The following is a 12,916-nucleotide window of genomic DNA, read 5'->3' as shown; positions in this document are numbered from 1 at the left end:
TAGAGAGAACGTGATGACAGACGCGGACCACACCGGCACGGGCGATCCACGGCGGACCATCGAACTGCTCTGGGGTGTGCGCGAGAAGCCCCGTCGCGGCCCCAAGCCGAAGCTGACCGTCGAGGAGATCGTCACCGCCTCGATCGAGCTGGCCGACGCCGAGGGCATCAGCGCGCTGTCGGTGCGCCGGGGCGCGGAGAGGCTCGGCGTCTCCCCCATGACGATCTACACCTACATCCCCGGCCGCGCCGAACTGCTCGACCTGATGATCGACCGGGTCCACGGCGAACTGGCCGATCCGCCGGAGAGTCACGACTGGCGGGTCACCATGACGATTCTCGCCGAGGACGCGTGGGAGATGTACCACCGGCATCCGTGGATGCTGCAGCTCACCACCGGCCGTCTCCCGCTCGGCCCGCACACCTTCGCCAAACACGAACGCGAACTCAGGGCCGTCGACGCGATCGGTCTCACCGATCTGGAAATGGACGCCGTCGTCGCCATGGTCAACGGATTCGTCCAGGGCATCGCCCGCGGTTCGGTCGAATCGGCGAGTCTCGTACGGCGATCCGGGCTGACGGACATGGAGTGGTGGACGGCCAGCGCGCCCGTGCTCGCGGAGATCCCGGAGGCGGACGTCGGACTGTTCCCGCTGGCGGCGCGGATCGGACAGGCCGCCGGGGAGACGCACGGTGCGGCGAGCGCGCCACTGCACACCTTCCGGTTCGGGTTGGCGCGGATCCTGGACGGGGTCGAACAGCTGGTGAACGGCGGCTCCGGCGCCTCGGGGGCCGAGCTGCCGTCGTGAGTGGTGCCGGCGGTCGGTGGCGGGGTGAAAGCTCCCTTCGCCGCGTCCAATGCGGTGAACGGAGCCTTCACCCACCGACCACCGGCACCACTCACGACACGTATGCCCTCAGCGGCAACCCCGGGAAGACAGGCATTTCACCCCGCGAAAGTGTCCGATGTGGACCGCGGTACAGCCGTCACTTGCCGCGTCGCCGCAGTGAGCGGTAGACCAGCCACAGCGCCAGCGCCACCGGGGTCAGGACCACCGTGAACAGGATCCCGCCGAACATCCCGTAGCCGTGCGGATCAAAGGACAAGCCGGTCGCACTGAGCACCACGCGGCCGATGAGCAGCACGATCACCGCGGCGACGCAGACGAACGCGCCGAGCACGACGCGTCGTAACACCGTCCGCGATGTGCTCTCCATGTCGGTCACTTCGGGTCGGGAGTGCAGATGGTCAGGAACGACTTCCGGTTCTCGCGCTGGACGGCCACCGCATCCATCCAGCCGCTCCGGCCGAACAGGTAGCTGCCGGACGGGTGCTGGGCCGACTCGCGCAGCACCTGGGCGACGTCGGCCTTGGCGCCGTTCGCTTTCGGGCCGTCGACGGCGACGCTGACCGAGCCCGCCTTGGTCCAGTCGTACCCTCCGGGCAGCGGTGTCCGCACCTGGAGCGGGCTCTCGGTGTCCGGAAAGGACACGCCGAGCAGGTCCAGGTGCTCGACCCGCACTCCCGGCCGCGGCGCGGCCCAGACCTGTTCCGTGCTCGCCTGGGTGCCCGAGTCGAACGTCAGCCTCAAGCCGGTGACGCCCTCGCACGGGGTGCCCGTCCACAGTTTCAGGACGCCGTCGTCGACCCGGAATCCGGCCTCCGGTGGCAGTGACGGTGCGAACTGCGCCTTGGTGTCGCACGCCGCGGTCACCGCCACCACGAACAAGGCGGCGCAGGCGACGCGTGAACCCCTAGTGATATCCGCCATCGGTCAGTCCCGCGTCTTCCTCGGTTTCGTTGCCGCCGGTGACCTGCTCCCACGCGTAGGAGGCGAGGAAGCCGGCATAGCCTTCGCGCGCCCATTGCTGGGAGTGGCGCTCCTCGTGGTGCAGCAACCGGTCCAGGTCGAGCGAACCCTGGGACGCGCCGTTGTCGTCCTCGTACCAGGCGTGGCCCGACTTCACGACCTCTCGCAGTTGCTGCGCCGGATCCTTCGCGTCGTCGATGTTCAGCATGAACGTGTCGCCCCAGGCCGTTCCGCCCTGCTGGCTGAACTGGTCCTGGATGAGGTTCCCGCCCAGGCCCATCATCATGCCGTTGGGGGTGGTCACCAGCCGCCCGCCGTTGCCGTGCACGAAGCCCACGTCGTCGTCGTAGCTCCAGGAGTTCTCCCGTTGCCGGTCGGTGATCCGCCGCAGTTCCTCGGATCCGTACGGGGTCGGGGCGAAGTCGGTCTTCTCGCCTTCGGTTCCGTAGTCGGTGCCCGCGTTCAGGAGGTAGGTCATCCGGACCGCCTTGGCGGCGTCGTCCCCGCTGATGTCGGTCGGCATCAGGAAGTACGACTTGAAGGTCCCGTCGCCGTCTTCGTCCTCGCGGATCTCTTCCATACCGTCGAGGACCTTGAAGTCCTCGGGCGTGATGTCGTGTTCGTCGGCGATCTTCTTGATGGTGTCGATCGATACGCCCCGGCGTACGGCGTTCTCGAGCCACTGCCGGTAGTGCCCGGACGCGGGTGGCCCGGTCAGCAGCCCCGCCTCGCGCAGGGACTGCTCCATCTCGATCACCTTGGCGTCGATCTCCCCGCTCTTCTTGGCTCCCGCGAGGGTGGTCGCTCCGTCGTCGCTGACCTTGCCGTCCTGCGCGAGCCGCATCACGCGGGCGAGGGCGGCGTCGATGTTGTTCGCCGCCGTGAGGATCGCCTTGGTTTCCTGCTCCAGCTGCTTCTTGATGGTTTCGCGGTGCCGCCGGGACTCGGCGTACTCTTCGGCCTCGAACCGCGATTTGGGGGGTGGGTCGGCGGGCTTGTCGTCCACGAGCGCCCCGTCGGCGGCGATGCGGAACTGGTAGGTGTGGGCGAGGGAGTCGTTGTTGGCGACCCTGCTCTTGAGCGCGGTCACCTCGTCCGACGCGTTCTGCAGGGCGGTTTCGACGGCGGACAGCTCCGCGACCAGGACCTCGGCCTTGTTCCGCGTGTCGCCCAGCGAACCGCGTGCGCGCTCACCGGCCGGGCCGCGCCAATCGGGCAGTTTCCGGGCGTCGTCGAGTTCGTCCTGCAACCCGATGAGCTTGTCCCGCCGCCCAGCCAGGTTGGTCGCCGTCGCGTCGAGCGCCTCGGCGTCCCATTTGCGGACGTCGTCGTAGCCGATCGTCATCCTCCGAAAGCCTCCTTCGCGGAGTTCTCGTTTTCGGAGTAGGTGTTCGCGGCCTTCGTGATCGAGTCGCTCCAGCCGTCGATCTCGCCGGCCCACCCCTTCGCACGCTCGGTGAACGTCGACGCCAGCGCGGGCGCGTTCTTCGCGGCCTCACCGCCGGGCAGCGCTGTCGCGATCGCCTCCACGCCGTTGCCCGGTTCCACGACTCTGGCCTGGTCCGCGGCGGATCCCGCCGCCTTGGCCGCGTTCCGCAGCTGACCGATCTGGACCTCGTACCCGCTCACAGCCGGTGGACTCTACTTGAGCTCGGGGGCCTCCACAGGCGATTCGGGCGATTCTTCGACGATCGGAGGACGGGCGAGTTCGGCCAGTTGCCGGACGACGTCGTCGTATCGCGCCTGGTCCGCGACGGCACGGGCCTGTGCGCGCTCCAGTTCTTCGGCCAGGGTCGTCGCCCGGGCTTCGGCGAGGCTCCGGGCTGTGTGCTCCTGAGCGAGTTCGGCTCGGACCCGGTCCAGGTCTCCGCGCAGAGCGGCCGATTCCGCCCGCGCGGCGGCACAGTCCTTTTCGGACACTGTCGCCCTGGCCTTCACCTCGTCGAGCCGGTCCAGCAGCGCTTCGAGTTCCGCGACCGCCCTGGCCAGCGCCGTGTCCCGCTCGCCAAGCTCCGCCGCCAGCCGGGTCTTCTCCTCTCGGACGGCGGCGAAGTCCTCGCGCAGCGTCCGGAGATCGGAGACCAGCGCGTCTCGGGCGCGTTCGGCCGCGACGGTCGCGGCTTCCGCGGCGCCCCGGGCCCGTTCGTGGGCGGCGACTTCGGCCCACGAACGCTGGCGGGTCTCCTCGGCGTCCTTCAGGGCCTGTTCAGCGGCGCGTTCCGCTTTGGCCTTGGCCATCTTGTCGTCTCGGGACGCGGCCAGCGCGGTCGCGCGCGCGGTGTCGGCCTTCGCCGCCGCCTGTTGTGCGTCCTCGGCCTCGCGCCGGGCCGCGGCCGCGTCGGTTTCCGCTTCGGTGACCCGGCCCAGGGCAGCGTCGGCGGCGTTGTCGAATCGCGAGCGCATGGCGTCCAGCAGTTCCACGAGCGACGCCGCGGCCGGGGTGAACTCGTCGGCGATCCGGCGGACCTCCAGCAGCGGATCGGCCACGCTCGCCACGGCGGCCGCCCGCCGGGCACGCGACGCGGCGTCGGCGTGGGTCTTGCTGCAGTAGGCCGAAGGCCTGCCGCCCTTGCGTTTCCCGTCGGCGTCCACCGCGGGCGGGGGCAAGGGATTCTCGCAGCCTTCCAGCGCGCACAGCCGGACCTCGTCGGCGTCCGTATCGATCACCGCAGCAGGGTAGCGCTGCCCGCCCGTGCGAAAAGCGAGGCAACGCCGGTATGACCGCCGATAGGGTCGATCGCATGCGTGTCCTGTTCACCTTCGCCGGCGGCAACGGTCACTTCCGGCCGCTGCTCCCCCTTGCCCGCGCGCTCGCCGACGCGGGCCACGAGATCGCGTTCACCGGCGAGCCGTTCATGGTCCCGATCGTCGAGGCGACGGGATTCGCCGCGTTCCCATCGGGGCCCAACCTCGGCAGCGACGGCCGCCGTCGCCCGTTGCTGCCCGTCGACAGGGACCGGGAGGACGCCGACCTCCGTGACGGGTTCGTCCGTCGCACCGCACCCTTACGCGCGAAAGACGTCTTGACCCTCTGCGAGGACTGGACGCCGGATCTGCTGGTCTGCGACGAAGCCGATCACGGCGCGATGATCGCGGCCGAACAGCTCGGTCTCCCCCACGCGACCGTCCTGGTCATGGCGGCGGGTGTCCTCATCCGTCCCGAACTGGTCGACGACGCGCTCAACGGGGTCCGAGCCGCTCATGGGCTTCCCCCACAGCGGAACCTCGAAATGGCCTACCGCCATCTCGTGCTCTCACCGTTCCCCGCAAGCTTCCGCGATCCACGGTTCCCCTTGCCGCCGACCGCACAGTCGTTCCACGATCCCGTTCCCGGCCGTGGACCGGTGCCGGACTGGCATGTCGAGGGCCGCCCGACGGTCTACTTCACCCTCGGCACGATCTTCAACACCGAATCCGGCGACCTGTTCACCCGGGTACTGGCCGGGCTGAAGGACGTCGACGCGACGTGTGTGGTGACCGTCGGAAACCTCATCGACCCCGCCGAGTTCGGCCCTCAACCGGAGCACATCCACCTCACGAGGTACCTGCCGCAGGACGACGTCCTCCCGTACTGCGACGCGGCCCTCACCCACGGCGGTTCGGGCAGCCTGCTGGGCGCGATCGCGCATGGGCTGCCGATGGTGCTGCTTCCGATGGGCGCCGACCAGCCCCACAACGGTGACCGGGTCACCGAACTCGGACTCGGCACCGTTCTCGACGTCGTCGAAGCCACGCCGGACGACATCCGCGACGCCGTGACCAGGGTGCTGCGGGAACCGTCCTACCGGGAGGCGGCCGCGCGGTTGCGCGACGAGATCACCGCGTACCCGCCACCGGAGAAGACCGTCCCGCTCCTGGAAGGGCTGCTCCGGTGACGACCGACCTGGACACCGCGATCACCCGAGCGTTCCGCGAAGAGTCCGGGCAGGTGATCGCCACCCTGATCCGGGTCACCGGGGACTGGGATCTGGCCGAGGAATGCCTCCAGGAAGCGTTCGCGCTCGCGCTGCGCACCTGGCCCCGCGACGGTGTCCCGGCGAAACCCGGGGCCTGGCTGACCACGGCCGCACGCAACCGGGCCACCGACCGGATCCGGCGTGAGGCGGTCGGTGCGGCGAAACTGCGGGAAGCGGCCGCGCTGGACGTCCCCGCCGAGCCGGATCAGGACGAGAGCGGCGTCCACGACGACAGGCTCCGGCTGATCTTCACCTGCTGCCACCCCGCACTGTCACTGGAAGGCCAGGTCGCGCTCGCACTGCGGACCTTGGCCGGGCTCAGCACAGCCGAGATCGCCCGCGCGTTCCTCGTCTCCGAGGCGACGATGTCGCAGCGTCTGGTCCGGGTGAAACGGAAGATCCGCACCGCGGGCATCCCGTACCGGGTGCCACCGGCGGAGCTGCTGCCCGAACGTACGGCCGCGGTGCTGGGGATGCTGTATCTGCTGTTCAACGAGGGCTACTCGGCCAGCGCGGGCACCGATCTGCTCCGGCCCGACCTGTCCGCGGAAGCCATCCGGCTCGCCCGGATCCTCGCCGACCTGATGCCCGGTGAACCGGAGGTCCTCGGGCTGCTGTCCTTGGTGCTTCTGCACGACGCCCGGCGTTCCACCCGGGTCGACGGTGACGGCGCCCTCGTCTCACTCGAAGACCAGGACCGCGGCCGCTGGAACACCGCCGAGATCGCCGAAGGCACCGGACTGCTGGAGTCCGCGCTCCGCCGCGGCGTCCCCGGGCAGTACCAGATCCAGGCCGCCATCGCGGCCTGCCACGCGACGGCGGCCCACGCGGCCGAGACCGATTGGGCGCAGATCGCCGCCCTCTACGGGGAGTTGCTGCGTTTCGTGCCCTCGCCGGTCGTCGAGCTGAACCGCGCCGTCGCCGTCGCCATGGCCGAAGGTCCCGAAGCCGGGCTCGTGCTGGTCGACAAGCTCGCCGGCAGCCTTCCGGGCTACCACCTGCTTCCCGCGACCCGTGCGGACCTGCTGCGGCGCCTCGGCCGCATCGAGGAGGCCGCCGGCGCCTACCGCGAGGCGCTCACGCTCGCCGGTACCGAAGCCGAGCGTGCCTACCTGTCGGGAAAACTCGCCGAAATCTCCTGACGCCGGGTTGTCTGTCTCCGGTGACGCCGTTCGTCGGTCGGGTGACAAGTCCCGACAGAGCAAGGGGGTCATCCGATGGCCGTTCTCGACGTTCCCGGCGCCCGGCTCCACCACACCGTCACCGGCAGTGGTCCGGCGCTGCTGTGCATCCCCGGTGGCGCGGCCGATTCCGGAATGTTCGCGCCGATCGCGAGCCTGCTCGCGGAGCACCACACGGTGATCACCTACGACCCGCGCGGAATCTCCCGCAGCACCCTCGACGATCCCGACGAGGAGCAGCGGATCGAGGTCCACGCCGACGACGCGCTCCGCCTGCTCGACAGCGTGAGCGAGGAACCCGCGGCGATCTTCGCGTCCAGCGGCGGCTGCATGCAGGCTTTCGAGCTCGTCGCCCGCCATCCCGGGCGGGTACGGACGCTCCTGGCGCACGAACCGCCGCTGACCAGCCTGCTGGACGAGCAGCCTGACGTCGATCCCGGTGAGCTGCTGCGCATCCACCGCGAGCACGGCATCGAGGCGGCGATGGCGAAGTTCATGGCGGAGGCCGGTTTCGAGGCGGGCGAAGGTGCCCTCCCACCGGGGATGCGGAAGAACATGGAGTTCTTCGTCGTGCACCTGATGACGATGATCGGGAACTACACCCCGGACTACGCGGCCCTGAAGGCGTCGGGGACCCGGATCGTCGTCGGTGTCGGCAAGGAAGCGGCCGGGCAGCCCGCACACGAGGCGGCGGTGCTCGCCGCCGGCCGTCTCGGGCTGGATCCGACCTACTTCCCCGGCGACCACGGTGGTTTCGCCTCCGAAGCCACTACGTTCGCCCCGCTGCTCCGGGAGATTCTCGGAGCCTGACCGCGTCAGGCGCGGACGTGCACGATCAGCCCGCCCACCAGAGCACCGAAGCCACCGATCGCGGCCAAGGTCCGGACCAGGTTCCACCGCTCCCAGACACCCTCGAACTTCGCCCGCAGCGCCTCGAAGTCGGTTTTGTCGCCGTCGAAACCGGCTTCGAGCGCGTTGTTCAACGGCACGTTGATCGCCATCGTCACGATCAGCATCACCAGCAGCAGCACGAACCCCGCGATGAGCCACGGCAACGCGGACCGCAGTTCCGACCGGAAGTGCAGTACCGACGCCACCGCGGCGAGCAAGGGCGCGCCGCCGAAGCTGATCGCGAACCAGCCGTTGAGGATGGCGATGTTGATCTCCCGCATCCCGGTCACATAGGTCCGGGCGTCGGCCCGGCCCAGCCCCGGCATGACCGAGCACGTGTAGGCGTAGAACAAGCCCGCGATCAACCCCGCCGTGATGACGGCCGCGATCAGGACGATCTCGCTCAGCGTCGCCATTCCTGTCGCCTCCCTTCCGATTCCCGCTCGTTTCACTGATTCCAGACCCCGGTGGCCGCTGCCTTCGCGGCGTACTCGGAGAAGTCCCTCGCGGGCCTGCCCAGCACCTTCTCGACGTCACCGGTGAGAGATTCGTTCCGGCCGTCGAGGACTCTGCTGAACAGGTCGGTCAGGCCCTCGATCTCTTCCTCCGGCACACCCTGCTCGGCCGCTCCCGCGGCGAACTCCGCCGGGGAAACCGGAACGTACTGGATCTCCCGCCCCGAAGCCTTGCCGATTTCCGCCGCCGCGTCCGCGAAACCCAGCAACCGGGGCCCGGTCAGCTCGTACACCTCGCCGTCGTGCCCGTCGGTGGTCAGCGCGGTCACCACGACGTCGACGATGTCCTCGACGTCGATGAATGGCTCGGTCACCTGCCCGGCGGGCAGCACGATCTCCCCGGCGAGCACCGGTTCCAGCAGGAAGTGCTCGCTGAAGTTCTGCGCGAACCAGCTGGCCCGCACGACCGTCCACTCGGCACCGGAGTCCCGCACTCCCTGTTCGCTGACCACGGCCTCCTCCTCACCGCGGCCGGATAGCAGGACCAGCCGCCGGACGCCGTGTTCGACGGCCAGCTTCGAGAAGTCGCGGATCGCTTCGGCGGCACCGGGGAAGGCGAGGTCGGGGTAGTAGGTCAGGTAAGCCGCGCCGACTCCGGTGACGGCCGCGGTCCAGGTCGAGCGGTCGTTCCAGTCGAAGCCGGGACGCGACGCCTTGCGGACCTCGATGCCCCGTTCGGTCAGGCGTTGCGCCACCCGGCTCCCCGTCTTGCCGGTAGCGCCGAGGACCAGGATCGTTTCGTTGTTCTTCGTCTCTGTCATGTCCCTAGTCAAGCGTCTCCGAATGAGACGGAACATAGTTCAAAGGCTCTATTCCATGTTTCATCGTCTACACTTCTCGGCATGGATCCCCTCGCCGGTCTGCTCGACGGACCCCGCGCCCGCGGCGCGTTCCTGCTGAAGTCGGTCATGACCCCGCCGTGGTCGCTGCGGATCGAGGACGAGGCACCGTTGACGGTGATGGCGCAGGTTCGCGGCGAATCCTGGGTCGTGCCCGACCACGGGGAGGCGGTCCGCCTCGGTACGGGCGACATCGCCATCGCGCGCGGTCCGGACCCGTATCTCGTCGCGGACGACCCGGCCACGCCACCGCAGGCGATGATCCTGCCGGGACAGGAATGCCTGACCCCGGACGGCCGGCACCTCACCGAGCTGTCCGATCTGGGCGTTCGCACCTGGGGCACCGATCCGGACGGCCCCGTAGTCCTGCTCACCGGCACCTATCCGCTGGAAGGTGAGATCAGCAAACGGCTCCTCAACGCGCTGCCGTCACTGCTGGTCGTGCGGGACGAGGAGTGGGACAATCCGCTCGTGGCGTTGCTGGCCGGCGAGATCGTCAAGGACACGCCCGGTCAGGAAGCCGTCCTGGACCGGGTGCTCGACCTGCTCCTGGTCGCCGCGCTGCGGACCTGGTTCGACCGGCCCGGCGCCGAAGCACCCGCCTGGTATCGCGCGCACAGCGACCCGGTCGTCGGGCGAGCGCTGAAACTCCTGCAGCACAAGCCTTCCGAACCGTGGACCGTGGCGAGCCTCGCGGCCGACACCGGAGTTTCCCGCGCCGCGTTCGCCCGCCGGTTCACCGCCGCGGTCGGCGAACCGCCGATGGCCTACCTCGCGAGCTGGCGTATCGCGCTCGCCGCGGATCTCCTGCGCCAGCATCCCGACGTCACGATCGGCGCGGTCGCCCGCCAGGTCGGCTACGGCAGTTCGTTCGCGCTCAGCACCGCGTTCAAACGCGAGCACGGCGTCAGCCCGCAGGGTTACCGCGCCGGCGTCGCGTAACGCTCGACCAGTTCCGCGCCGATCCGCGCGAGTTCCGCCTGGACCGACGGCGGCCCCAGTACTTCGATGATCGAACCCCAGCCCGCGAGCTGCTGGGCGATCATCCACGCCACCGGCGCCGACACGGTCACCCGAACGCGGCCGTCGTCGAGTTTCTCCTCCACAGTGGACTGACGTCCGAAGTGGTCCTGGAGGATCGGCAGATGCCGCTCGGCGATGAGCACGGTCGCGTCCAGCCCCGAACGGCGTTCCTCGACGCGGTCCACCACCTGCTCCCAGGCGCTCGACAGCTCGAAGTCGTCCGGGCGATCGGCGGGCAGGTCGGTGACCTCGGCGTCGGACATGCGGTCGACCCGGAAGGTGCGCTGGCCCTTCTCGGTGCCCGCGATGAGGTACCAGATGTCGTCCTTGTCCACGAGACCCCACGGATCCACGACCCGCTCGACCGGCTCCGCGCCCTTTTTCGCATAGCCGAAGCGGACTTTGCGGCGCCGGACGATCCCGGACTGCAGCACGTCGAGCAGCTCGGGCCGTTCCTTCTCGCGCTCGCCCCAGCGCGAGGGGTCGATGACGACCGCGTCCGCGGCGGCCTGCGCGTCGGCGCGGAAGGTGTCGGGCAGGGCCCGGACCAGCTTGCGCAGCGCGGATTTGACCTCGGGCGAGATCGACGCGGCCGGACCCGCGAGCAGGAACAACGCCTGGGCCTCCGACGCCGACAGTCCACTGAGGTCGGTCCGCGCCCCGCCGACCAGCGACCAGCCGCCGCCACGGCCGGGCTGCGGGTACACCGGCACACCCGCGGCGGACAACGCCTCCAGGTCACGCCGGGCGGTGGCGACGGAGATCTCGAGTTCCTCGGCCAGTTCGGCAGCCGTGACGCGGCCACGAGCCTGCATCAGCAGGAGGGTGGCCACCAGGCGATCGGCACGCATGGGCACGAGTCTGGCAGGTGAACCGCTCAACGGGTGAGCACTTTGGGATCAACGCTTGACCTTCACATCGATGTCAACCCCTACGGTCTCTCCACCGACCCAGAGGAGAAGACATGGCAGGCGCAGTGGTCATCGGCGCGGGACCGGGTATCGGCCGGTCGGTCGCCCACCGGTTCGCGAGGGAAGGGCTACCGGTCACCCTCATCGCCCGCACCACGGAGACCATCACCCCACTGGCCGCAGAGATCGGCACCGCGCTCGCGCTCACCGCCGACGTCACCGACGAAAAAGCCCTCAAGACCGCTCTCGACATCTCCGTCCGTGAGCACGGCGAGCCCGACGTCGTGGTCTACAACGCCGCGATCATCCAGGCCGACGCCCCCGGGGAGCTGTCCGTCGAACGGCATCTCGCGGCGTGGTCGGTCAACGTCGTCGGCGCGATCACCGCCGCCGCCCATGTCGCGCCGCGGATGGCCCAACGCGGTTCGGGCACGATCATCGTGACCGGCGGGATGCCCGAAGCCGTCCCCGCCTACACGAGCCTCTCGCTCGGGAAAGCAGGCGTGAGAGCACTGGTTTCCCTGCTCGACACACAGTTCGGCCCGTCAGGAGTGCATGTCGCCACGGTCACCGTCGCCGGACCGGTCGCGAAAGGCACGCCCTTCGACCCTGACGACATCGCCGAGCACTACTGGCGGCTGCACACCCAGCCCCGAGCGGACTGGACTCGGGAGATCGTCCACAAAGGATAGAGAACTCACCAGTGCGCGGGATGGGCGAGCGACTCCGGCAGCTTCGTCGTCGCGTCGCCCTTCGCCGCGTCCAGTTGCGACTGGATGAGGAAGAGCGCGTCACGGAAATCCGCGCCGCGGACATCGGCGTCGCGCAGGTCCGCGCCGGTGACGTCGGCCTGCCGGAGATCGGCTCCCCGCAGGTCCGCGCCGATCAGGTACGCCCCACGCAGCAGCGCCCCGCGCAGGTTCGCCCCCTTGAGTTTCGCGCCGATGAGGTCGGCACCGCGCCGGTCCTTCTTCTTGCCCGGCACGGCGGCGCGAGCAAGCTCGCTGGCGCGCACCAGCAGCCTGTTCACCGCGACCCGATGCGTGGGGACGTCCAGCTTCCTCAGCACGCCGGGCGTGTCCAGCGTCATCCGTTCGGTCCGGTCGATCATCTCGGCAAGGTCGTCGCGGATGGACGCGGACGTCGGCAGTGCCGCCGCCTCGGTGAGGTAGTAGAGCAGTTCCTGCAGATCCCGCATGACCGGGAAGACCGCGAACATCGATCGCGCCGTCTTCGGCGCCTTCCGCCAGTCCTCGCCGTCGAAGGTGCCCTGGGAGACCTTCTGCCCCGCGCCGAAGCAGTCATAGACCGTGCAGCCGGTGAAGCCCTTCTTGCGGAGCTTGTCGTGGATGCCGCACCGGGAATCCTCGCGCAGGTTCGGACACGCCTGACCGGCCGGTTTGGTGATCGCGAAATCGGCCGACGCGGCGAAGGCCGGGACGACACAGCACAGGCCGAAGCAGTTCTCGCAGTCGGCTCGCAGGCTGGAAGGGGCTGGCACGGTGGTTCGGGCTCCAGATGATCGGCAAGGTGTTCCAGCCACAGGGTACGGAGAGCACTTTCCGTACAGGGCACCCGCCGCCAATGGCCGCCAGACGAAGGTCGGGTGCTGCCCCGTTCAGTCGATTCGGACATCTCGGCCGCTCAATAGCCTCGACCCTCGTGGGATCCGGCAGGTGCCGTCCCATGCGGTCGTGCCGGACCGCTTTCCGCCGCTGTGGTCCTGACCGGCCGGTCCCCTGCGAACGACAGGACGAACACATGCGAGAGACGAGACAAACGCGTTGGCT

At 69.4% G+C, this 12,916-nt stretch carries 15 protein-coding genes; 6 read left to right on the top strand and 9 right to left on the bottom strand.

The genetic code is table 11. The features are described 5' to 3' along the window. The first annotated feature begins 13 nt into the window (after positions 1-13). Complete coding sequence (locus BLW75_RS03750) at positions 14-808, top strand: TetR/AcrR family transcriptional regulator (RefSeq protein WP_034320624.1); 795 nt, start codon at positions 14-16, stop codon at positions 806-808. A 178-nt stretch (positions 809-986) separates the two neighbouring features. Here BLW75_RS03750 and BLW75_RS03745 read toward each other — a convergent pair whose 3' ends face one another. The 5 genes from BLW75_RS03745 to BLW75_RS03725 are packed head-to-tail and all read right to left on the bottom strand — an operon-like array spanning position 987 to position 4,477. After that, on the bottom strand, positions 987-1,217 hold the full coding sequence (locus BLW75_RS03745) for a hypothetical protein (RefSeq protein WP_034320742.1): 231 nt from the start codon (positions 1,215-1,217) through the stop codon (positions 987-989). 5 nt (positions 1,218-1,222) lie between these two features. Continuing rightward, the gene (locus BLW75_RS03740; protein ID WP_034320621.1) at positions 1,223-1,771 is read right to left on the bottom strand and encodes a hypothetical protein; all 549 of its coding nucleotides are present in this window, start codon (positions 1,769-1,771) and stop codon (positions 1,223-1,225) included. Continuing rightward, positions 1,755-3,155 carry a hypothetical protein gene (locus BLW75_RS03735; protein ID WP_091596701.1) on the bottom strand — a complete coding sequence of 467 codons (1,401 nt, stop codon included), beginning with the start codon at positions 3,153-3,155 and terminating at the stop codon, positions 1,755-1,757. The genes BLW75_RS03740 and BLW75_RS03735 overlap by 17 nt, the downstream gene beginning before the upstream one ends. Then, positions 3,152-3,439, bottom strand: coding sequence for a hypothetical protein (locus tag BLW75_RS03730; RefSeq protein ID WP_034320618.1), 288 nt, complete (start codon positions 3,437-3,439; stop codon positions 3,152-3,154). Before BLW75_RS03730 ends, BLW75_RS03735 begins: the two co-directional genes overlap by 4 nt. A 12-nt stretch (positions 3,440-3,451) precedes the next feature. Next, a complete protein-coding gene (locus tag BLW75_RS03725) occupies positions 3,452-4,477 on the bottom strand; it encodes a hypothetical protein (protein ID WP_034320615.1) in 1,026 nt (341 codons plus the stop codon). A 74-nt stretch (positions 4,478-4,551) separates the two neighbouring features. On the opposite strand from BLW75_RS03725, the gene BLW75_RS03720 reads away from it, so the two are divergent. The 3 genes from BLW75_RS03720 (at position 4,552) to BLW75_RS03710 (ending at position 7,757) form a co-directional block, all read left to right on the top strand. Beyond that, positions 4,552-5,685, top strand: a complete 1,134-nt coding sequence (locus BLW75_RS03720; RefSeq protein ID WP_034320737.1) for a glycosyltransferase — start codon at positions 4,552-4,554, stop codon at positions 5,683-5,685. Beyond that, positions 5,682-6,908, top strand: coding sequence for an RNA polymerase sigma factor (locus BLW75_RS03715; protein ID WP_034320611.1), 1,227 nt, complete (start codon positions 5,682-5,684; stop codon positions 6,906-6,908). The genes BLW75_RS03720 and BLW75_RS03715 overlap by 4 nt, the downstream gene beginning before the upstream one ends. A gap of 75 nt (positions 6,909-6,983) precedes the next feature. Next, the gene (locus tag BLW75_RS03710; RefSeq protein WP_034320607.1) at positions 6,984-7,757 is read left to right on the top strand and encodes an alpha/beta fold hydrolase; all 774 of its coding nucleotides are present in this window, start codon (positions 6,984-6,986) and stop codon (positions 7,755-7,757) included. Between the two features lie 5 nt (positions 7,758-7,762). Here the strand turns inward: BLW75_RS03710 and BLW75_RS03705 are convergent, their stop codons facing one another. Together BLW75_RS03705 and BLW75_RS03700 are read right to left on the bottom strand one after the other, a co-directional pair. After that, the gene (locus tag BLW75_RS03705; protein WP_034320603.1) at positions 7,763-8,254 is read right to left on the bottom strand and encodes an anthrone oxygenase family protein; all 492 of its coding nucleotides are present in this window, start codon (positions 8,252-8,254) and stop codon (positions 7,763-7,765) included. A gap of 32 nt (positions 8,255-8,286) precedes the next feature. Next, the gene (locus BLW75_RS03700) at positions 8,287-9,114 is read right to left on the bottom strand and encodes a Rossmann-fold NAD(P)-binding domain-containing protein (protein WP_034320600.1); all 828 of its coding nucleotides are present in this window, start codon (positions 9,112-9,114) and stop codon (positions 8,287-8,289) included. Between the two features lie 81 nt (positions 9,115-9,195). Between BLW75_RS03700 and BLW75_RS03695 the strand changes: the two genes are divergently transcribed. Next, positions 9,196-10,134, top strand: coding sequence for an AraC family transcriptional regulator (locus tag BLW75_RS03695; RefSeq protein WP_034320597.1), 939 nt, complete (start codon positions 9,196-9,198; stop codon positions 10,132-10,134). On the opposite strand, the gene BLW75_RS03690 is transcribed toward BLW75_RS03695, so the two are convergent. Beyond that, positions 10,113-11,066, bottom strand: a complete 954-nt coding sequence (locus tag BLW75_RS03690; protein WP_034320593.1) for a helix-turn-helix transcriptional regulator — start codon at positions 11,064-11,066, stop codon at positions 10,113-10,115. The genes BLW75_RS03695 and BLW75_RS03690 overlap by 22 nt on opposite strands. Positions 11,067-11,179: 113 nt before the next feature. Here BLW75_RS03690 and BLW75_RS03685 point away from each other — a divergent pair, with 113 nt between their 5' ends. Next, on the top strand, positions 11,180-11,818 hold the full coding sequence (locus BLW75_RS03685) for an SDR family NAD(P)-dependent oxidoreductase (RefSeq protein WP_034320590.1): 639 nt from the start codon (positions 11,180-11,182) through the stop codon (positions 11,816-11,818). 5 nt (positions 11,819-11,823) lie between these two features. Here the strand turns inward: BLW75_RS03685 and BLW75_RS03680 are convergent, their stop codons facing one another. Next, a complete protein-coding gene (locus BLW75_RS03680) occupies positions 11,824-12,627 on the bottom strand; it encodes a pentapeptide repeat-containing protein (RefSeq protein ID WP_034320588.1) in 804 nt (267 codons plus the stop codon). Positions 12,628-12,916 lie beyond the last annotated feature (289 nt).

Origin of the sequence: Amycolatopsis lurida (assembly GCF_900105055.1) — a bacterium.
GTDB lineage: Bacteria > Actinomycetota > Actinomycetes > Mycobacteriales > Pseudonocardiaceae > Amycolatopsis > Amycolatopsis lurida.
The sequence above is the reverse complement of the archived record's forward strand: the minus strand, read 5'-3'. Positions and strand labels throughout refer to the sequence as shown.